At 66.4% G+C, this 20,567-nt stretch carries 19 protein-coding genes; 5 read left to right on the plus strand and 14 right to left on the minus strand.

What is annotated here, in order from left to right; all coding sequences use genetic code 11:
• Positions 1–3 precede the first annotated feature (3 nt).
• Complete coding sequence (gene soxZ / locus OXH60_13745) at positions 4–396, plus strand: thiosulfate oxidation carrier complex protein SoxZ (GenBank protein MDE0713183.1); 393 nt, start codon at positions 4–6, stop codon at positions 394–396.
• Between the two features lie 35 nt (positions 397–431).
• Complete coding sequence (gene soxA / locus OXH60_13750; GenBank protein MDE0713184.1) at positions 432–1,184, plus strand: sulfur oxidation c-type cytochrome SoxA; 753 nt, start codon at positions 432–434, stop codon at positions 1,182–1,184.
• A 4-nt stretch (positions 1,185–1,188) separates the two neighbouring features.
• Here soxA and OXH60_13755 read toward each other — a convergent pair whose 3' ends face one another.
• Genes OXH60_13755 through OXH60_13765 form a run of 3 tightly spaced genes read right to left on the minus strand, consistent with a single transcriptional unit; the run spans position 1,189 to position 3,251 of the window.
• Complete coding sequence (locus OXH60_13755) at positions 1,189–1,650, minus strand: YHS domain-containing protein (protein MDE0713185.1); 462 nt, start codon at positions 1,648–1,650, stop codon at positions 1,189–1,191.
• Complete coding sequence (locus OXH60_13760) at positions 1,643–2,167, minus strand: cytochrome P460 family protein (GenBank protein MDE0713186.1); 525 nt, start codon at positions 2,165–2,167, stop codon at positions 1,643–1,645. The genes OXH60_13755 and OXH60_13760 overlap by 8 nt, the downstream gene beginning before the upstream one ends.
• A 49-nt stretch (positions 2,168–2,216) precedes the next feature.
• A complete protein-coding gene (locus OXH60_13765; GenBank protein MDE0713187.1) occupies positions 2,217–3,251 on the minus strand; it encodes a DUF3179 domain-containing protein in 1,035 nt (344 codons plus the stop codon).
• On the opposite strand from OXH60_13765, the gene OXH60_13770 reads away from it, so the two are divergent.
• Positions 3,250–3,996 (plus strand): hypothetical protein, encoded by a 747-nt coding sequence (locus OXH60_13770; protein ID MDE0713188.1) that lies wholly within the window; start codon positions 3,250–3,252, stop codon positions 3,994–3,996. The genes OXH60_13765 and OXH60_13770 overlap by 2 nt on opposite strands.
• Positions 3,997–4,062: 66 nt before the next feature.
• Here the strand turns inward: OXH60_13770 and OXH60_13775 are convergent, their stop codons facing one another.
• From OXH60_13775 to OXH60_13800, 6 genes are all read right to left on the minus strand, one after another.
• Positions 4,063–4,623, minus strand: a complete 561-nt coding sequence (locus tag OXH60_13775; GenBank protein MDE0713189.1) for a DOPA 4,5-dioxygenase family protein — start codon at positions 4,621–4,623, stop codon at positions 4,063–4,065.
• A 274-nt stretch (positions 4,624–4,897) separates the two neighbouring features.
• Entirely contained in the window at positions 4,898–5,488 is a 591-nt protein-coding gene (locus OXH60_13780) for a hypothetical protein (protein ID MDE0713190.1), read from the minus strand.
• On the minus strand, positions 5,485–5,988 hold the full coding sequence (locus OXH60_13785; GenBank protein MDE0713191.1) for an RNA polymerase sigma factor: 504 nt from the start codon (positions 5,986–5,988) through the stop codon (positions 5,485–5,487). The genes OXH60_13780 and OXH60_13785 overlap by 4 nt, the downstream gene beginning before the upstream one ends.
• Positions 5,989–6,089: 101 nt before the next feature.
• Entirely contained in the window at positions 6,090–6,368 is a 279-nt protein-coding gene (locus OXH60_13790) for a DUF2282 domain-containing protein (GenBank protein ID MDE0713192.1), read from the minus strand.
• 128 nt (positions 6,369–6,496) lie between these two features.
• A complete protein-coding gene (locus tag OXH60_13795; protein ID MDE0713193.1) occupies positions 6,497–9,448 on the minus strand; it encodes an FAD-binding protein in 2,952 nt (983 codons plus the stop codon).
• A gap of 395 nt (positions 9,449–9,843) precedes the next feature.
• Positions 9,844–10,287 (minus strand): NYN domain-containing protein, encoded by a 444-nt coding sequence (locus tag OXH60_13800; GenBank protein ID MDE0713194.1) that lies wholly within the window; start codon positions 10,285–10,287, stop codon positions 9,844–9,846.
• 279 nt (positions 10,288–10,566) lie between these two features.
• Between OXH60_13800 and OXH60_13805 the strand changes: the two genes are divergently transcribed.
• Both OXH60_13805 and msrP read left to right on the plus strand, forming a co-directional pair.
• The gene (locus tag OXH60_13805; protein MDE0713195.1) at positions 10,567–12,648 is read left to right on the plus strand and encodes a molybdopterin oxidoreductase family protein; all 2,082 of its coding nucleotides are present in this window, start codon (positions 10,567–10,569) and stop codon (positions 12,646–12,648) included.
• 27 nt (positions 12,649–12,675) lie between these two features.
• A complete protein-coding gene (msrP, locus tag OXH60_13810; protein MDE0713196.1) occupies positions 12,676–13,644 on the plus strand; it encodes a protein-methionine-sulfoxide reductase catalytic subunit MsrP in 969 nt (322 codons plus the stop codon).
• A 66-nt stretch (positions 13,645–13,710) separates the two neighbouring features.
• Here msrP and OXH60_13815 read toward each other — a convergent pair whose 3' ends face one another.
• The 5 genes from OXH60_13815 to carA are packed head-to-tail and all read right to left on the minus strand — an operon-like array spanning position 13,711 to position 20,555.
• Positions 13,711–14,619 (minus strand): LysR family transcriptional regulator, encoded by a 909-nt coding sequence (locus tag OXH60_13815; GenBank protein MDE0713197.1) that lies wholly within the window; start codon positions 14,617–14,619, stop codon positions 13,711–13,713.
• Positions 14,616–15,578 carry a thioredoxin-disulfide reductase gene (gene trxB, locus OXH60_13820; protein ID MDE0713198.1) on the minus strand — a complete coding sequence of 321 codons (963 nt, stop codon included), beginning with the start codon at positions 15,576–15,578 and terminating at the stop codon, positions 14,616–14,618. The genes OXH60_13815 and trxB overlap by 4 nt, the downstream gene beginning before the upstream one ends.
• Positions 15,579–15,588: 10 nt before the next feature.
• The gene (greA, locus tag OXH60_13825) at positions 15,589–16,065 is read right to left on the minus strand and encodes a transcription elongation factor GreA (protein MDE0713199.1); all 477 of its coding nucleotides are present in this window, start codon (positions 16,063–16,065) and stop codon (positions 15,589–15,591) included.
• A 53-nt stretch (positions 16,066–16,118) separates the two neighbouring features.
• On the minus strand, positions 16,119–19,379 hold the full coding sequence (gene carB / locus OXH60_13830; GenBank protein ID MDE0713200.1) for a carbamoyl-phosphate synthase large subunit: 3,261 nt from the start codon (positions 19,377–19,379) through the stop codon (positions 16,119–16,121).
• Positions 19,380–20,555: a glutamine-hydrolyzing carbamoyl-phosphate synthase small subunit gene (gene carA, locus OXH60_13835; protein ID MDE0713201.1), complete on the minus strand. Its 1,176-nt coding sequence runs from the start codon at positions 20,553–20,555 to the stop codon at positions 19,380–19,382.
• Positions 20,556–20,567: the final 12 nt, after the last annotated feature.

Below are 20,567 nucleotides of genomic sequence, written 5' to 3' on the forward strand. Positions count from 1 at the left end.
GCGATGGCCTCACGAGCCGACGAGCGACGGCTGAAAGTGCCCGAGCAGGCCAAGCAGGGCGAAGTGATCGTCGTGAAGACGCTGGCGCGTCATCCGATGGAGCCGGGCGTCCGGCGCGACCCGGATTCCGGGGTCATCTATCCGCGGTTCATCATTCAGTCGGTCGTCTGCCGCTTCAACGGGGTGGAGGTCTTTCAGGCGCGTTGGTACTCGGGCGTGTCCGAGAACCCCTTCCTCTCGTTTCCTCTCCGCGTGGATGAGTCGGGCGTGATCGAGGTGGAGTGGATCGACGACTATCTCAAGTCGACGACTCGTACCGCGTTCATCCAGGTGTTCGATGCGGAGGGTCGAGAGGTGTGGCCGGTCACGGCCGAGGCCCCGTCCGCCGTCGCTTGAGACGCCTCCCCTGGCTGTGGCCGGCGGTGGCCGGAATGGCCGTCGCATGGCCGGCCTGGGTCGGCTCCGAACTCCCCGCCCCCGCGCCTTCTCCGCCCCGCTCCGGCTACGAGTTTGCCCGCCCGGAAACGCAGGCAATCCAGGACGACGAATTTGCCAATCCCGGGCTGTTCTGGGTGGAGCGCGGTGCCGACCTCTGGGATAGCCAGGACGGAGTTGACGGAGAGTCCTGCTCCTCCTGCCATGGGGCTGCCGAAGCGCTGGCGGGTGCGGCCCCGACCTATCCGAAGATCGATCCTGTCAGCGGCCTGCTGATGAATCTCGAGCAGCGCATTAACGCATGCCGCACGCGCCACATGGGAAGCGAGCCCTACCCGCTGGAGAGCGACCCGCTGTTGTCGCTGAGCGTCTACGTGACGCGGCAGTCGGCTGGGCAACCTCTTCAAGTGCGAATCGATGGTCCGGCGCAGCCGTGGTTCGAGCGCGGCCGGAGCCTCTACGCAGAACGTGTCGGGCAGATGAACGTCGCCTGTACCCAGTGCCACGACCAGCGCGTCGGGCATCTGCTTCGGGCTGAGCGGATCAGTCAGGGACAGATCAACGGGTTTCCGGCGTACCTGCTTCGCTGGGGCACGGTGAGTTCCGTGCATCGCCGGTTCCAGTTTTGCAACGAGCAGGCACGCGCCGAGCCGCTCCCCATCGGCAGCGACGACTACAACGCGCTCCAGCTCTACGTCGCTTGGCGAGGTACAGGCCTGGCGGTCGAGGCGCCCGCGGTGCGTCGCTAGCGGTTCAGCGCTCCAGGACGCCCGGCCAGTTCTGGTCGGCCCGCTGCACGTTTCCGGGGATGTCCTCTTCCCATTGCGCCTGCACCGACAGGCTGTAGTTCAGGTAGAGCTTGCCCTCGTAGATCGTCCATGCCTCCGGGTCCGTCGATGCGGTGTAGCCGTTGGCCACCGCCCATGCGCAATAGCCGCCGTATTGCGGCGCGTAGCGCTCCGGATCGGCTTGGAATGCATCAAGGTTTGCCTGGCTGCTGAACCGCCACGTCGCACCACGCCAATCGAAGGCGAAGTCCCGGCTGCCCTCGACCGGGCGCTCCTCCGAAAAGTATGCGACCGGATCGGTCCCGCGAATCGCGACGGACGAGAAGGGCCCGGTGAAGACCGGGTCCTCCGCGGCCTGCGCCGGAGCGGTCGCAGTCCCGACGGCCAGAACGAGGCCGCAAGCCAGCAGCGCGCGACGGCTACTCATTCGCCTTGGCGACAAGTTCCTCAAGGTAGATCACGTAATCGTCTTCGGCGAAGGGCAGGTGGCATTCCATACAGGGCCGCGTGTCGACGTCCGCCTTGAGCGTGCCGTCGCCGGAGAAGAACCCGAACTCCCAGTCACCGTTCCGGATGTCCTCCGGGTAGCTCTCCCCCCAGCCCGGCTGCTTCTCCATGATGGCGACGGCCTTGAGGTTGGCCTTCTGCATGCGGCCGTCGGCGTCGTACACGGGCTCCCCGGCCTCGTCCACCACTGCGGCGTACACCTCCATCGCGAACTGCGAACCGTGGTCGAGCGGGGCGCCGTCCTTGGCACTTTCGAACGCGGTGAGGTTGGCGTAGAGGTCGCGGACCGTGTTGTTGTCCGGACGGTCCGACGTCATGAAGTAGACGAAGTCGGACTTGTAGTTGTCGGGATACGTGATGCGTTCCGCGCCAGCCAACACTTGGCCGGCCATGCCGAAAGCGGCCGCAAGCGCAACTGCGATACCAATCATGCGCATGGTTCTGGCTCCTCCACCCAGCGATCTGCCCTCGGCAGATGGGAAAAAACTATACATCATCACCTACGCCACGCTCGAAAGGCGCGCCGACCACGATGTTTGCATCCGGCTGAAAAGCATGGAACACAAACGCGAACGTCACATGGTGCGGCACGTCCTTCGGGGGGCTCTCCTTGGTTTGCACCAGGATGTTGCCCACGTCCCGGCCCAACGCGACCATGTTTGCATCGAGCGCAGATGCTTGGCCCGGTTCCCAGGTAATGACGAAGTCGCCGGCATCGACGGTGCGCACTGCCTGGAGATACTCGAAGCTCCATGCCCGGTTTCCGACCGCCACCACGCGCTCGAGTGGGGCGATCCCCTCCGGGAGTTCCCCGCCATAGAGAAACGGGGCGGGGCGGGTGTCGTAACCGACGTACGGGTTCACGCCGTAGTGGCGGGACCGTGGATCGTTCGGCACAAGGACCCGACCGTCAGGGTGCGCCTTCTGGAAACGCTCCCAGGACGTGAGCCGCGACGCACGCAGGGTGAGCGTCTGGCCGGTAAGTTCGCCGACGATGGCATCACCTGTGTACTGCTGCCACCAACTCTCCGTTTGCCGGTCGTACATGACGAGATCGGATTTGCGGAGATTGCCGGTTGTCCCGAAATCGAGAACTTGATCGCCGAGCCTGCGGTCAAAGACGATCGCAGCATTGCATAGCGGACAGTACGTAACGGCGACCGGGACTCCGCCCACCGTGTCGTTGACGATTTCGTGCCACATCAGGACGCGTAAGGGGTAGGCACGGGCGTCGCCGTCAACGTCGAGACTGATCACCGGCTCCTTGTCCGTCAGGTCCGAAGCCTCGGACAGGGGCACGAACACCGGATTGTCGATCGAGGGGATTCCGTCCTTTGGTGGCCCACCTGACCGGATCGATCGAAAGTCCACCGAGTGTTTCGTGAAATCGGTGTCCGGCCACGCAAGCTTCCACCGTTCCGGATCCGCGGCGGCCGGGTTGGCGACCAACAGCGCGATGGCAACAGCAAGGAGGCGCCAGCCGTAAACGAGAAACGGGCGATTCGTGACAAGAAACGACATGACGCATGTGCTCCAAGGGACGGGCAATGCCGACCTGCTGAGGGACGATACCGAACTAGGGCAGTTGGCAATGGACAAAAATCTGTCGCAAGATGCGCTGCCTGCGTCTGCTGCAGCGAAAGTGCCGACGATGACTGCTCTCCGCTTCGACCTGAACCGTCGACGTCTATTGCTTAGAGGAGGGGCCAGTGTGCTCGGTGTCTCGGCACTTCCGCTGGCACCGTGGGTGGCCGCTGCACAGCAGGAAGGATTTTGCGCGGACGGCACCGCCGCGGAAACCGCCAGGCAGACGGCGGGACCGTTTCATGTGGCGGGCGCTCCGTTCCGTGAAAACTTCCGCGTGGAGGGCATGGACGGCAAGGACCTCACGGTGCGAGGGCAGGTTGTCGACGTCGCGTGCCGGCCGGTGGTGGCCGCGGTACTTGACGTCTGGCAGGCCGACCCGACCGGGGTCTACGACACGAAGAGTTTCCAGCTCCGCGGCCGGGTGCCGACGGACGCTGATGGCCGGTACCAGTTCCTGACGCTCAAGCCCGGCCCGTATGGTTCGGGTTTCGTCCGCACCCCGCATATCCATGTCCGGATTCAGGCGGAGGGCCTGCGCGAGCTCACGACCCAGCTTTACTTCCCGGACGAAGAACTGAATGTGCAGGATGCGCTGTACCGTCCGGACCTTCTGATGAGCGTGTCCAAGGGGTACGCGGGTCTTTCGGCTACCTTCAATTTCGTGATGGAGCCTGCCTGAGCGGGACGCTCCGGGAACGGCATGCGGCCGTGACGCCGTCCGTCCGTTCGTGACCCGCTCGGCTAGTCAGCGAAGCACGCGCAACCGGAGACGGAGTTTTCGACCCAGCCACAGGGCCCGCTCGTCATGATCTCCGACCGCCTCCCCGGTTTCGGGGTGGATCAGGACGGTGAGACCGCGGCGGTGAACCATTAGCCAAGGGACGATCTTGGCGAATTCCTCGGGCGCAAACGCAACTTGGTACATCGCTTGGGGATGCGGGCCGACCGGCTGATCCCTCCACCGGCCGAGCCGTACCGAAAAATAGGCCGCTATATCTTCGCGTACCACCGCTGCGTCGGCCCGGCTCGTCTCGTCATAGTAGATGTGGGCGTGGTAGCCCGTAACCGGCGGCAGGCGCCGGACGTGCCATCGACCGCCGGAGCAGGGCGGGACCTGTTCTTGGCCGAAGATGCGGTTGGCTCGAAGCAGCTTGCGGAGCGGCAAACCGGGCCGACTGCTCGAATCGGGAAGCAAGCCCGCTTCGGCCAGCCATTGGGCAGCCTCCACGGCGGGGACGGAATCCCGGTTGTCTTGCCTGAGATGGGATTGCAGGTGCTCATTGATGGCACGGAGGTTGTCGGGCACGTTTCTTCCTCCGGGATTCGCTTGGCAGTCAACGACGCGCTATGGGGAGAATCATAGCCCGGCCGGCGGGCGCCTTTGATCATCAGACGCGTCGGTCCTGTCGAACATCGACGGCTACGAGTGGGCACGGGGCCATGGTCCTGCCCATGACCCTTGCGTTGGACAGCCGGCAGTTCGGGGCGGGCCCGGTGCCGGCCCGCCTGACCCGGCGGAGCGGCCTCGTGGACTTGGTCGGCGTGGACCCCGACCGTTGCCCGCCCGTAGATGTGCCTGCCTAGTCCGAATCCTGCGGCCAGGCGTTGGGCGTTTCGCCGCCGGCCAGCGTAAAGAACACGTCCCCGTCACGCCAGAAGGTGATGCCAACGTTGTCGTACGTGGTTGCCGTGTCCACGACCGTTTCGAGATCGGACGTCAGTCGGGTGGCGTACAGCGTGTGGAGGTCGCCCGTTTCCTGGTCGCGCAGCTTGAGTTGTGCGGCGAGCCCGCCCTGAATCGAGCAGTAGCGCCCGCCGAGGAGGGCATAGCGGGCGGGCCATTGACTCGACGGACGAAGGGGGATGTCGAGGCGGTCGAGTGCGGAGGCAACGACCGCTATGTCTCCTGATGCGATTTCGACGTCCAGTTGCTTGCCGTGGTTCATCGCGACTTCCGCGAGCACCCGTGCCGCGATGTCACGCTCGACCAGGTGGAAGTGCAACCCTCCAAGGCCGATAACCAGCGCGGCGGCGAGCGAGCCCAGGCGGGCGTACCAGACTCGGGGGGGTGTCGCCCTGGCGGGAGCGGCAGCGAGGATCTGCTCGATGCGGGCGTCGGACAGACGCGCCCGCGCGTAATGTTCCCGCAGGTGAGATTCGAGGTCGGTCATGCCGCAGACCCTTTCCCCTTCCTTGCTGCCGGACTCGGCTCGGCCGGATCCGCCACGAGACCCCGCCGCAATTTCCGTTTGGCGCGGTGAATGAGACTCAGGACGGTGCCGCGCGGCCGGCCGGTGAAATCACTGATTTCCTGCGCGGTATAACCTTCGACAACGTGCAGGAACAGCGCTTCGCGCTCGGCGGCGCGGAGCGAATCGAGAAGGCGAGCCAGTCTCAGCGCATCGTACCGCCCGTCATCGACGGCGGTCCAGCTGTCGGCCACCTCGTCCACGTCGTCCAGCGGCTCGAACGCGATCAACTGGTCGCGCCGCCACCGGTCCACGTAGATGTTTCGGATGACCGTGAACAAGTGTGCCTTGCTGCCGGCGCGGCCACCGTGACGATGCAGCCGGTACCAAGCCTCCTGGACCAGGTCATCGGCGTCGTCGGCCCCAGTCCGCAACGACAGGGCGTATCGGTAGCCGGCCTGCAGCAGGTCCTTGTCCTTCATGGCAATGGCGGGAACGCCACGCGGACGGTCAGTCGTGGACGCGATACTGTCGCTTTTGATCGCCCTTCTTGTGCACGATGTCAGCGGAACAGACGAGCCGATCAGCTTTCCGCAAGGCTGCCGCCGACCAGTTTCTCGCAGAGGCCAGCCGGCACGTAGATCCAGGCGTCCTTCTGGCCGTCGACGGTCGAGGTGCCCTGGCACGTGGTCCCCTCGCCGGCCGCGCAGTCATTCTGACCCGCCTTCGCGACGCCGAAGCATTTCTCCATGTCGCCGTCAGCGGCCAGCGTCGTCGAGGCTGGAGCGGCGACCAGCAGCGCGGTCAGTGCGCCTGCTACGACCTTTGCAGCGGAAGCCCGTTTGATGAGTGTTCTCGGCACGGTTGTCTCCTTTGGGAACTGGTTTGCACCGCGGGCGCTTGGTGGCCCGTCATGGATGTAGACGAGCGTCAAACCGATTTGATTGCGTCTGTGCCCGACCGGCGGGTTCCCGGAGGCGGTCGCGGCGTTCAGCCGGCGGGTACGGATGGGGACGCTTCGCCTGCCGCCATCGATGCAGCAAGCACCTCGGCGACGTGACGGGGGCGCCGACCCGTGCCATCCACGATCTGCTGGCGACAGCTCGTGCCGTCGGCGATGACCAGGGCGTCGCCTGGAGCCCCATCCAACGCCGGGAACAGGTCCAGCCCGCCAATCTTCATCGACACGTCGTACGTCTCGGCTTGATAGCCGAACGCACCGGCCATTCCGCAGCAGGTCGATTCGATCATCTTGGCGTCCAGTTCCGGTATCCAGGACAGTACTTCACGAAGTTCACCCACCGCGTCGAACGCTTTCTGGTGGCAATGACCGTGGACGAGGCCGGCCGGCACGGGAAGCGGACCGAATCGGGGGCTTCGTCGTGCGGGCCGGCGCACCAGAAAGCTCTCCAGCGTCATGGCGTGGTCGGCGACCGTCGCGGTGTCGGGGAGGAGCACGGTCCACTCATCGCGCAATGTGAACAGGCAGGACGGCTCCAGACCGATTACCGGGATGCCGCGCTCGCAGTACGGCTGGAGCACCCGCAAAGTCCGCTCGGCCTCTGCGCGCGCCTCATCGACCGCCCCGACGGCCAGGAACGTGCGGCCGCAGCAAAGCGGGCGCGTCCCCGAAGGATCTTCCGGCGGCGGACGCGCCACGTCCACGCGGTAGCCGGCCATCGTCAGGACCTCGAGCGCGGCGCGCGGAATGTCCGGCTCGAACCAGGTCGTGAACGTGTCGGGCAGGAGGACCGCATCGGGATTCTCGCCCGCCGGCGAGTTGCTCTCCAGGAAGGGTTTCCGATGCCATTCCGGCAGCGCCCTGCGGGCACTGAAACCGAGCAGGGCTTCCCCGGCCCGGCGCAGGACCGAGGACCGGTTGCGGGTGTTCACCAGTTGCCGCAGGTGCCAGGCCGCCGGCGCATACCGCGGCAGCCAGCCGATCAGGCGTTCCCGCCGGCCAAGGCCGTGCGTCCGGACGCGCTGCCGCTCGACCTCGATCTTCATGCGGGCCATGTCAACGCCGGTCGGGCACTCGCGCTTGCAACCCTTGCAGCCGATGCACAGGGCCATCGACTGGGCCATGGCATCAGACGTCAGAGCGTTGTCTCCGAGCTGGCCGGTGAGCGCTAGGCGCAACGTGTTGGCGCGGCCACGCGTGACGTGCTGCTCGTCGCCGGTGGCCCGGAAGGACGGGCACATGACCCCAGGACTGCGCTTCCGGCAGGCCCCGTTGTTGTTGCACATCTCCACGGCGCCGAGGAAACCGGCGCTGCCCGGTCCCCATGCCGACCAGTCGAGCGACGGCGCGTGCGGTTTTGCCGCGTAGTTCGGGTGGTAACGGAAGAGCGTGCGGTCGTCCATCGCGTGCGGGCGGACGATCTTGCCGGGATTGAACAGTCCCGCCGGGTCAAAGCTGGTCTTGATGTCCTCGAAGGCGCGGACCAGGCGGCGGCCGAACATCGCCTCGTGAAATTCCGAGCGCACGATGCCGTCGCCGTGTTCGCCGGAATGCGAGCCCTGGTAGGCGCGGACCATGGCAAAGGCTTCTTCGGCGATCGCGCGCATGGCGCGCACGTCGTGCTCGTCTTTCATGTTCAGCACCGGCCGCACATGGAGGCAGCCCACTGAAGCATGGGCGTACCAGGTACCGTGCGTGCCGTGTCGACGAAACACTTCCGTGAGACGGTCCGTGTACTCCGGAAGGTCATCGAGTGACACCGCGCAATCCTCGACGAACGAAATCGGCTTGCCGTCGCCCTTCATCGACATGACGATGTTCAGTCCGGCCTTCCGCATGTCCCAGACGGCAGTTTGCGACGATGGATCCAGTACCTTGCCAACCGAACCGGGGTGGCCGAGATCAGCGAGCGTCTCCGTCAGCCGGTCGAGCAGGCGTTCCTGCCGCCCCTTGTCGTCCCCCGAGAATTCCACCAGCAGGATGGCTTCCGGTCTCCCCTCGATGAAGGTCTCGATCGTGGTGCGGTAAAGCGGTACGGCGCGCGCAAGGTCCAGCAGGTGACGGTCGGCCAACTCCACGGCGGAGGGACCAAGCTCGACGATCGGCTTCGTGGCCGCCATGGCATCACGGAGCGAAGCGAAACGGCAGATTCCGAGCGCCGAATGGGGCGGAATGGGCTGAAGGTCGAGTTCCAGTCGCGTGAAGAAGCCAAGGGTTCCCTCGGAGCCGACCAGGATGCTGGCCATGTTATGGCCGGCAGGCGACACCGAATCGACGTTGTAGCCGCCGACCCGGCGCAGGAGTTTGGGTATTCGAGCCGAGATCTCGTCCGCTTCGCGGGCCGCGATGGCCCGCACACGCTGGACCAGCGCCGCGTAGTCCGGTGAACCGGCGAGACTCTCGAGATTGCCGGGGGTCGGCCCGAAGCGGTACGCCGCACCGGACGGTAGCACGGCCTCAATGGCGTGCACGCTGTGCACCATGTTGCCGTAGCGGATCGACCGTGCCCCGCAGCTGTTGTTGCCGGCCATGCCTCCGAGCGTGGCCCGGCTTCCGGTGGAGATATCCACGGGGAAGAAAAGGCCGTGTGGTTTCAGGCGCGCGTTCAATTGGTCGAGCACGAGCCCGGGCTCGACGACCGCGCGTCGACGCCCGACATCGATGTCGAGCACCCGGTTGAGGTGTTTGGTGGTGTCGACGATGAGCGCTGGACCCACGGTCTGGCCGCACTGCGACGTGCCGGCCCCGCGCGGCAGGACCGCGATCTCTTCCTCGCGCGCGACCGTCAGCGCCGCTTCGACGTCTCCGGTGTGCCGGGGCACGACCACCCCGACCGGTTCAATCTGGTAGATCGAGGCATCGGTGGCGTACCGCCCGCGGCTGAAGGCGTCGAACAGCACTTCCCCTTCGAGCACGCTGCGGAGGCGCGTTTCCAGGGCGCGGTCGCCGATACGCGAGCTGGTGGGTACAGGACCGGCCATCGGGTTTCCCGCGATCCATCACGGCAAGTCCCAACTATAGGGAGCAACGCCTCCGTGGTTGCGCGGGCGGGACCGGCGCCGTCGGCCATGCCGATCGTTCTGCCTTGAGCGCCGCCGCCACGCAGCGACGCGCGGGCCTCGCCGTTCCCGGCCAGGCTGGCGGCCGGTCAGTCGCCCGGGACTTCCGCCGGTGCTTGCCGGGGTGCCGGCTCGTCCGGCATCCGATCTTCGGGCTCGGGGCGGGCCTGGAGCGCGTGCTTTTGGACGCGTCGGTCGTGGTGCGGGTCGCGATGCTTGGCGGAAACGGTGCGTTGACGATACCGACGTTTGGATAGTTCTCGATGAACCGTGCTTTGGCGGGTCGGTTGGGCCATCCGGATTCCTCTGTAAAAGCGTTAGCCTGCACCGGAGCGGCAGACCAAGTCAATGCGTGAAAGCAGGACGCCTGCGCCGGCGGTGCGCGCGCCGAGTGCCGCGAGACGCGCCGAGAGTCTGCGGTCCGACGTATAGACGAAAGCGCGTGTCGGATCGGGCAGGGCTGCGACGCGCGCCACGATGGCGTCGTCCGCGGCGTCACGTCCTCGACGGGGAGCGGTGACAACCGTCACGTGAGACGTCGACGCGGGCGATTTGCCGTTCCGGGGCATCGGGTCGAGGACGAGGGTGCAGGCGAGTCCGGTCATCCGGCAGAGCTGGTCGAGCTCGGCGGCCAAACGCCGGGCAGCCTGCGGGCGGTTTCGCCACCAGCCGTCGGGGCGGCTGCCGTAGACATTGGCGCCATCGACCAGGATGACGGGGGACCGTGGCGAGGCTGCCGGGGCGGATGGGCGGCGTTGCATGCGGTGGCAGGCGCAGAATTCGGGTTGGGCGCGGTCGAGGGGCTGGGTCGTCGAGTACGGTATCGGGACAGGGTTCCGGATATAAGCCCTTCCACGCCTCCGCTGGTCCGTCTCGACATTACGCGCACCGCCCAACACCCGGCGCCGACGCGGTGTCGGCAATCTGCCGACGCCACGGAGAAGGACGTTGTCCGGCAGGCCAGCCAGACGGGTCCGGGACCGGCCTGTTCGTGGACGGAGTGCCGAAACTGAACTATACCGATAGCCGAGTCGGTGATCGTGGCAAAGGGCGGCGCTGTGGACGGCTACGTTTCTGGTACAGGCTACTCGGCTTGCCCGCACGACTGCCCCAGCACGTGCGCGCTCGAGGTGGAACTGCTCCCCGACGGGGACATCGGCCGCGTCCACGGGTCGCGCGACAATACGTACACGTCCGGGGTGGTCTGCGCGAAGGTCGCCAGGTACGCGGAGCGCGTCCATCACCCCGACCGGATTCTACGGCCATTGCTGCGAACCGGACCCAAGGGCACGCACCAGTTTCGGGAAATCGGCTGGGATGAGGCGCTCGACCGCGTGGCCGGGCGTTTTCAAGAGCAGGCGGCGCGCCTCGGCACCGAGACCGTATGGCCCTACTACTACGCGGGCACGATGGGGCTCGTGCAGCGCGACGGCATCAACCGGCTCCGGCACGCAATGGACTACTCCGACCAGAAGGCGACCATCTGCACCGGCCTGTGCGACGCCGGCTGGTTGGCCGGGACCGGCAGTTTCCGCGGACCCGACCCGCGGGAAATGGTGCAATCGGACCTGATCATCTCCTGGGGCGGGAACCCGGCGTCGACCCAAGTCAACGTGATGACCCATATCCAGCGCGCCCGCAAGCTCCGTGGCGCCAAGCTCGCGGTGGTCGATCCGTACCGCACGCGCACCGCGCAGGTCGCCGACCTGCATCTGTGCCTCCGTCCCGGGACGGACGGTGCGCTCGCGTGCGCGATCATGCACGTGCTGTTCCGGGACGGTTACGCCGACCGCGCCTACCTCGAACGCGCCAGCGACTGTCCGGGTCGGCTCGAGGCGCATCTCGAGAGCCGGACGCCCGCGTGGGCAGCCGGCATCACGGGGCTCCAGGAAGCCGAGATCGAGACCTTCGCCCGCCTGATCGGCGAGACCGATCGCACGTATATCCGGGTCGGCTACGGGTTCACCCGTTCGCGGAACGGCGCGGCCAACGTGCATGCCGCCACTTCGATCGCCACGGTCGGCGGCAAGTGGCAGTACCCGGGCGGCGGCGCGTTTTATTCAAACCGTGACATCTATCACTGGGACAAGACCCTGATCGAGGGGCTCGACGTGCGGAATCCCGCAATTCGCACGCTGGACATGTCGAGGATCGGGCCGGTCCTCACGAATGACCCGCTCGATATCGGCGACGGTCCTCCCGTGACCGCCATGCTGGTCCAGAACACCAACCCGGCCGACGTGGCGCCCGAGCTCGGACTGGTGCACCGGGGTCTGGCCAGGGACGACCTGTTCCTCTGCGTGCACGAGCAGTTTCCCACTGAGACCGTCCGCTACGCGGACGTGGTGCTGCCGGCAACGACGTTCGTCGAGCACGACGACATCTACCAGGGCGGTGGCCACCAGCACGTGATCCTCGGACCCAAGCTGATCGAACCCCGGGGCGAGGCCCGGGCGAATCATCGCGTGATCTGCGACCTGGCCGAACGCCTGGGCGCGAGCCATCCCGGTTTCACGATGACCGAACGCGAGATCATTGACGCGACGCTTCGGGCGTCCGGCCACCGCCCGCTGAGCGAGCTCGAGCCCGAGCGGTGGTTCGACGTGCAGCCGGACTTCGACGAGGCGCATTTCGAGACCGGCTTCGGATTCCCGGACGGGAAGTTTCGGTTCGCGCCCGACTGGAGCTCGGTCGGCCCGGATCACGCCGTGATGCCGCCGCTCCCGGATCATCTCGCCAACATCGAAGAGTGCGACGCCGACCACCCCTTCCGCCTGGTCACGGCGCCGGCGCACAACTTCCTCAACACGTCGTTCACGGAGACGCCAACGTCCCAGAAGAAGGAGGCGCATCCGACAGCGCGCGTCCACCCTGAGGATCTCGAGGCGCTCGGGATCGAGGACGGCGACCTCGTCCGTCTCGGCAACCGCCGGGGCGACGTGCTGCTGCACGCCCAGTCATTCGCCGGCCTGCAGTCCGGGGTGGTGGTCGTGGAGGGCATCTGGCCCGGGAACGCCTTCATCGAAGGGCAGGGCATCAACACACTGGTCGGTTCCGATGCCGGCCCGCCCAACGGCGGCCCGGCGTTTCACGACACGGCCGTCTGGCTGCGCGCCGGCTGAGCCGGGCGGTTCGGACAGGAGGACTTCATGGCAATCCGTATCCCGAGGGGCTGGGAGCTTCCCGAGAGCGCCGTCACGCCCGAAAGCGTCTTCCTGAATCGGCGCCAGATCATCCAGGGTCTTGCGGCGGGCAGCATTGCGGCCGCCGCCCCGGGGCTCGCGTGGGGCGCCACAGATTCCGACGATCCGAGCGCAGGGCTGTACCCCGTCGCCCGCGACGAACGCTTCGTACCCGGCGAGGGGCGCAAGGTGACGGCCGAGGAATGGGCGACGCGATACAACAACTTCTATGAGTTCGGAACGAGCAAGAAGATTTGGAAGGCCGCCCAGGCGCTGAAGATCCGGCCCTGGGAAGTGCGGATTGACGGCGAGGTCGAATCGCCGCGGACCATCGCTATCGATGATCTGCTGGCTCAGATGCCGCTGGAGGAGCGCGTGTACCGGCACCGCTGCGTGGAGGCCTGGTCGATGGTCGTCCCGTGGTCGGGATTCGCGTTCCGGGAGTTCGTGCGGTTCGCGAACCCCACCGCCAACGCCAGATACGTGGCGATGGAGACGTTCCTGGACCCGGATACCGCCAAGGGCCAGCGGCAGGACTGGTACCCGTGGCCATACGTGGAAGGCCTCACGATGGAAGAGGCGAATCACGAACTGGCATTCCTGGTCACCGGCCTGTACGGGAAGCCGCTGCCGCGACAGAACGGCTCGCCGCTGCGACTTGCGGTGCCCTGGAAGTACGGTTTCAAGTCGATCAAGTCGATCGTCCGGTTCACGTTTACGGCCGAACGACCGGTCAGCTTCTGGGAGGAGATGAACTCCAAGGAGTACGGTTTCTGGGCGAACGTCAATCCGGCAGTCCCGCACCCGCGCTGGAGCCAGGCGACGGAAAAGGACCTCGGGACCGGAAAGAGGATCCCGACGAAGATCTTCAACGGGTACGAGGAGTGGGTGGCCGCGCTCTACGAGGGCAACACCGACTCGACGCTGTACCGCTAGGTCGGGCTGGGGGTCCGCCCCCCGCCTGTCGGCGACGAGGGCGACCACGGACGGCCGGTCGGCAGCCTAGAGCCTGACTTCGCGGATCTTTTCGAGCAGGAAGTCGCGGAACACGTTCACGCGCAGCGTGTTCCGGAGTACCTCCGGGTAGACGAAGTAGGCCTCGATCAGCGGCCCCTCGATTTCGCGCATGATGTGTTCGCAGCTTCCCATCTGGTGGACGAGCAGGGTGGGGAGGGCGGCGATGCCGGCTCCCCATTCCACCGAGCGGACGATGCCCACCAGGTTGTTCAGCGTGAATGCGGGCTCGAAGTGGGGATCGAGTTCGCGCAGTGCCTCGCCCAACCAGTTGACGCCGGGAAACGGAATCGACGCCTGATCCCCGTAAGTGACGATCCGGTGGTCGAGCAGATCTTCGAGCGTTTGCGGCGTCCCGAACCGCCGAAGGTACGAAGGCGCCGCGTAGATCGCGATGTGTCCGGTGAAGAGATGGCGCTGGATCAGGTTGGGGTGTCGCGGGGGCGCCATCCGGATCGCGACGTCGGCCTTGAGCAGGTGGACGTCCACCTCGGAATCATCGATCACCAGCGACAGGTTGATTTCCGGGTACCGGTCGAGAAATTCGTTGATCTGCGACGGCAGCCAGACCGAGCCGAATCCGACGGTGGTGGTGACACGGAGCGGACCGCGCGGCCGTTCACGGTTGTGGTCGAGCTGCGCCTCCATGCGCGAAATCCGGTCAAACACGTCACGGGCGGTGCGCCGGAGGATCTTGCCCTGCTCGGTCAGAACGAGGCCGCGGGCGTGTCGCTGGAACAGCGTGACGCCGAGGCTGTCTTCCAGCGAGCGGATCTGGCGGCTGATTGCGCCCTGCGAGAGGCGGAGCGTCTCGCCGGCGCGCGTGAACGAACCCGCGTCGGCCACGACACGGAATACTCGCAGGCGGTCCCAGTCGAGATGCGGCGGTTCCGTCATGATGGTTCTCTGTGCTGCGCTGCTTCCGCCAGGAAGCGCTCAGCTTCGAGGGCTGCCATGCAGCCCTGGCCCGCTGCCGTCACGGCCTGGCGAAACACCTTGTCCTGGACGTCGCCGGCGGCGAAGAAACCGGGAACGCTGGTGGCCGTGCTGCCAGGCCTTGCCTTGATGTAGCCGTCGGCGTCGGTTTCCACCTGATCCCGCACCAACCCCGTGTTGGGATCGTGGCCGATCGCGACGAACACGCCTTCGACCGCCAGTTCCCGCGTCGCGCCGCCGTTCGTGGAGCGAAGGCGTACCCCGGCGACGGTCTGCCCGTCGGCATCGCCCAGGATCTCCTCGACGACGCTGTTCCAGGCGAACTCGACACGGGGCTCGGCGATCAGCCGATCCTGCAGGATGCGCTCCGCCCGCAACTTGTCGCGCCGGTGCACCAGCGTGACCTTTGATGCGAACTTGGTGAGGAACAGGGCTTCCTCGACCGCCGTATTGCCGCCGCCCACCACGGCGACTTCCTTGCCCCTGAAAAAGAAGCCGTCGCACGTGGCACAGGCCGATACCCCGTGTCCGCGGTACTTCTGCTCGGAATCCAGGCCCAGCCAGCGGGCGGTGGCGCCGGTTGCGAGGACAACCGTCTGGCCTCGGTAGCGGGTGCCGGTCTCGCCCGTGCAGACAAACGGCTGGCTGCCGAGGTCGATCGCCGACACGATGTCGTCGACGACGTCCACCCCGACTGCGCGGGCCTGCGCCTCCATCTGCTCCATCAGCCACGGCCCCTGTACGACTTCGGCAAAGCCAGGGTAGTTCTCGACGTCGGTCGTAATCGTGAGTTGGCCGCCGGGCTGCAGTCCCCGGATGACGACGGGGGCGAGCGCCGCCCGGGCCGCGTAGATAGCGGCAGTCCAGCCCGCCGGCCCAGAGCCAACGATGAGAACGGGGCAGTCGCGGGTGTCGCTCATGACAGGGGGATCAGCGCCGGTAGGAGACCTCGGTAACGGTATAGCTGGAAGTCCCCCCAGGTGTTTCCACCTCGACGGACATGCCCTTGCGTTTGCCCAGAAGCGCTTTCGCGATCGGGGACTCGAGGGAGATCTGGTCGAGGTCGAGGTCGGCCTCGTCGCTGCCCACGATCTGGTAGGTGTCCTCGGCGCCGTCCGTCGCACTGCGGATCGTCACCCAGGCCCCGAAGCGGACCTCGTCGCCCGACAGGTCGTTGGCGCGGATGACTTCGGCCATTCCGAGTCGCCTCGAAAGCCGCGCGATGCGCGCTTCGATTCGCCCCTGCTTCTCCTTGGCGGCCTGGTATTCCGCATTTTCCGAGAGGTCGCCGTGGGCGCGGGCTTCCGCCAGGGCGGCGCTGATGGCCGGCCGCTGCTCGTTCTTCAGGAGATCGAGTTCCTGTCGGAGAGCGCGATAGCCTTCCTCGGTCATGGGCACTTTCGGCATCTGCGAATTCCTGCGTCGGGTCCAGCGTGCGATCGGGTCCAACCACCGTATCCTCAGCCCAAGTACGACTGCAGCGAGGCTACGTCAAGACTGGCGGAACGCATGCTTTCGATGGCCTCCACGACGGCCAGGCTGCCGGCGACCGTGGTGAAGCAGGGGATGCCGGCATTCAGCGCTTCGCGCCGCATCGAGAGGCTGTCGGCAATGGACTGCGCGCCTTCGGTGGTGTTGAAAAGCATGTCAACTTCGCCGTTGCGGATGGCATCCACGACGTGGGGGCTCCCCTCGTAGACTTTCTTGACCGGCTCGATCTCGAGCCCGTGGGCGCGCATGAAACGGGCTGTGCCGGTGGTCCCGAGTAACTGGAAGCCATAGCGGGCGAAGGCCTTGCAGACAGGAACGAAGTCCTCCTTGTCGGCATCGCGCACGGACAGGAACAGGGTGCCGGTGGTTGGGAGTACCGTCCCCGCACCGACCTGCGCCTTGGCGAACGCGTTGGCGAACGACCGGTCGATTCCCATCACTTCTCCCGTCGACTTCATCTCGGGTCCGAGCAGCGTGTCAGCCCCGGGGAAGCGCCGAAACGGGAACACGGCTTCCTTCACGGCGATGTGGCCGTTGCGCCACGGACGAACATCGAGGTCGGCAATCTTCCGACCGGCCCCCATCACGAGGGACGCCATGTGGGCAAGCGGGTTGCCCGTCGTCTTCGATACGAACGGCACGGTCCGGCTGGCGCGTGGATTGGCTTCCAGCACGTAGACCTCGCGCGGCCGGTCCGGTGTCGCTCGGGTAACCGCGAACTGCACGTTCATGAGCCCGACGACCCCGAGCGACAGCGCCAGGGTCTCGGTCTGCTCCTTGATGGCGTCAATGATCTCGTCCGGGAGGGAATGGGGTGGAAGGGAGCAGGCGGAGTCGCCGGAATGGATGCCGGCCTCCTCGACGTGTTCCATTACACCCCCGATCACCACCGTGGTCCCGTCCGACAGGGCGTCCACGTCGACCTCGATGGCGGATGACAGGAACGCATCGATCAGGATGGGGTCATCACTGCCGTGCCGGTGGACCGCCCGCCTGACGTAGTCGACCAGGGAAGCTTCGTCATGCACCACCTCCATCGCGCTGCCGCCAAGCACGTACGATGGGCGTACCATCACTGGATAGCCGATTCGCTCGGCAATTCGGACCGCTTCATCGGGGTTACGGCAGCTGCCGTTTTCGGGCTGCCGGATGTCCAGTCGGGCGAGCAGGCCGCTGAACCGGTCCCGGTCTTCGGCAAGGTCGATCGCGTCGGGGGACGTACCGATGACCGGGATATCGGCTGCGACCAGTGCCTGCGCCAGCCGGAGCGGAGTCTGCCCGCCGAACTGCACGATGCAGCCGACGAACTCCCCGGCTCCTCGTTCCGCTTCGATGATCTCCACCACGTCCTCGCCCGTGAGTGGCTCGAAGTAGAGCCGGTCCGAGGTGTCATAGTCGGTGGACACCGTCTCCGGGTTGCAGTTGATCATGATCGTTTCGATGCCGACGCCGCTGAGTGCCAGTGCCGCGTGCACGCAGCAGTAGTCGAACTCGATGCCCTGTCCGATCCGGTTGGGGCCGCCACCGAGGATCACGACCTTGCGGCGGTCGCCGGGCGCGGTTTCGCCACCGTCGGAGACGCCTTCCTCGTAGCTCCCGTAGAAATACGGCGTACTGGCCGCAAACTCCCCGGCGCAGGTGTCGACCCGGCGGAACGCCGGGCGCACGCCGAGAGCACGGCGGGCGGCAGCGACCTCGGCCTCATCGCGGTTGGTCAGGAGGGCGATCCGCGCGTCGGCAAACCCTAACGATTTGATCCTGCGAAACGCGTCCGGGTCGGCCGGCAGACCGTGGCCGGCGAGTTCAGCTTCCACTAGGACGATCTCTTCAATCCGGGCCAGGAACCACGGATCGATGCTGGTGGCGGCGTAAATTTCCGGAAGCGACAGGCCCTCGCGAAATGCTTGCGCGAGGAGCAGCACCCGCCGCGGCGTCGGCTGGGCCAGGCGTTCGAGCAGTGCATGCTGGTCAACGCCATTGCGATCCCGCGGGACGTCCACGGCGTCGAAGCCCGTCAGACCCAACTCGAGCGAACGCAGGGCCTTCTGCAAGGACTCCGCGAAATTGCGGCCAATCGCCATGGCCTCCCCGACCGACTTCATCGACGTGGTGAGGGCCGGGTCGGCGCCGGGAAATTTCTCGAACGTGAAACGGGGCACTTTCGTGACGATGTAGTCGATCACCGGCTCGAACGAGGCTGGTGTGGTGCCGGTCACGTCGTTCATGATTTCGTCGAGGGTGTAACCGACCGCCAGCCGCGCCGCGACCTTGGCGATCGGAAAGCCGGTGGCCTTGGAGGCCAGCGCGCTGGAGCGTGATACGCGCGGGTTCATCTCGATCACGACGATCCGACCGTCGGTCGGGTCGATGGCGAACTGCACATTGGAACCACCGGTCTCGACCCCGATGGCCCGAAGAATCGCGATCGAAGCGTCCCGGAGCGACTGGTATTCCTTGTCCGTCAGTGTGAGGGCAGGCGCAACGGTAATGCTGTCGCCGGTGTGGACCCCCATGGGATCGACGTTCTCGATCGAGCAGACGATGATCGCGTTGTCCGCGCGGTCGCGGATCACCTCCATCTCGAACTCTTTCCAGCCAATCACGGACTCCTCGACCAGGACCTGCGTGACCGGCGAGAGATCCAGCCCTCCCTGGACGATCGAGCGGAACTCGTCCGGCGTCCGGGCGATGCCGCCGCCGGCACCGCCGAGCGTGAATGAGGGGCGCACCACGGCCGGGAGACCGAGCCTCGCCACGACCGCTTCCGCCTCGGCCAGCGTTCCGGCCGTGGCGCTTTCGGGCGTGGCGAGGCCGATGGAGCGCATCGTCTCGCGGAACCGCTCACGGTCCTCGGCACGGTGAATCGCGTCGATGGACGCGCCGATGAGCTCAACCCCGTAGTGTTCCAGGGTCCCGTCCTCGGACAGGGCCAAGGCGATGTTGAGGGCCGTCTGCCCGCCCATCGTCGGAAGCAACGCGTCCGGGCGCTCCCTGACGATGATCTGGCGCACGGTGTCGGGCACCGTCGGCTCGACGTAGGTCACGTGGGCCAGCTCGGGGTCGGTCATGATCGTTGCCGGGTTGGAATTGACAAGGATCACGCGGTACCCCTCGTCCCGGAGAACCTTGCAGGCCTGCGACCCCGAATAGTCGAACTCGCACGCCTGGCCGATGACGATGGGCCCGGCGCCGACTACCAGGATCGATTCAATGTCGCGGCGGCGCGGCATTCAGGCAGCCCCCTCGACGATCTGCGACCGAAAGCGATCGAACAGGTAGGCGGAGTCGCGCGGACCGGGCGAGGCTTCCGGGTGGTACTGGACCCCGGACACTGGGCGACCGCGCAGGCGAATGCCCTCGATGGACCCGTCGAACAAGGACGTGTGGGTCTCTTCAACCGTTTCCGGCAGTGCTTCGCGGCAGACCACGAAGCCGTGATTCTGACTCGTGATTTCGACCTTGCCGGTCGCGCGGTCCAGCACCGGTTGGTTGGCGCCCCGGTGCCCCTGATGCATCTTCTCAGTGCGCGCCCCCAGCGCGTGCGCCAGCAGCTGGTGACCTAGGCAGATTCCGAACAGCGGCAACCCGGAGTCGATCAGTCTGCGGATGATGGGCACCGCGTACTCCGCGGTCGCCGCCGGGTCGCCGGGTCCGTTCGAGAGAAAGATCCCTGCCGGACAGCGGGCGAGGATTGCCTCGGCAGGCTCCGTCGCCGGTACCACGGTCGGCGTCAGCCCCCGGTCGACCAGGAGTCTGAGAATGTTGTGCTTGACCCCGTAGTCGACGGCGACAATGGGTACCGCGTCCGCGGCCGGAACCGGGGTTCGCCCGAGCCCGGGCCATAGCCCGTCGGTCCACGTGTACGGTTTGCGGCACGTGACCTCGCTGGCCAGGTCCATGCCCGCGAGGCCAGGCCACGCGGCGGCCTCACTGACCAGCTGTTCGATGTCGAAGGCGCCGTCCGGCTCGTGTGCGATCACGCCTGCGGGCGCGCCGCCCGCGCGGATCCGGAGGGTCAGGGCGCGCGTGTCGATGCCGGAAAGGCCCACGATTCCGGCAAGCCGCAGCCAAGCGTCGAGCGGCTGCTCGCTCCGCCAGTTCGAAGGCGGCGTGGGATCGGCCCGGAAGATGGCTCCACGCGCGGCCGGGGATGCGGCTTCGTGATCGGTCGCGTTGCAACCGACGATCCCGATGTGCGGGAACGTGAACGTGATGATCTGGCCCGCGTAGCTCGGGTCAGTCATCACTTCCTGATAGCCGGACATCGAGGTGTTGAAACACACCTCGCCAACGGCGCGGCCGGTTTTGCCCCACCCGCGGCCCCGGAATACGGTACCGTCGGCGAGCACCAGAATCCCCGATTCCGCGCGTCCGGGAACTCGGGGGGGAGATCCGGGCTGGGTCATCAATTTCCAGGG

The organism is Rhodospirillales bacterium (genome assembly GCA_028824295.1).
In the GTDB taxonomy this organism is placed as follows: domain Bacteria; phylum Pseudomonadota; class Alphaproteobacteria; order TMED109; family TMED109; genus VXPW01.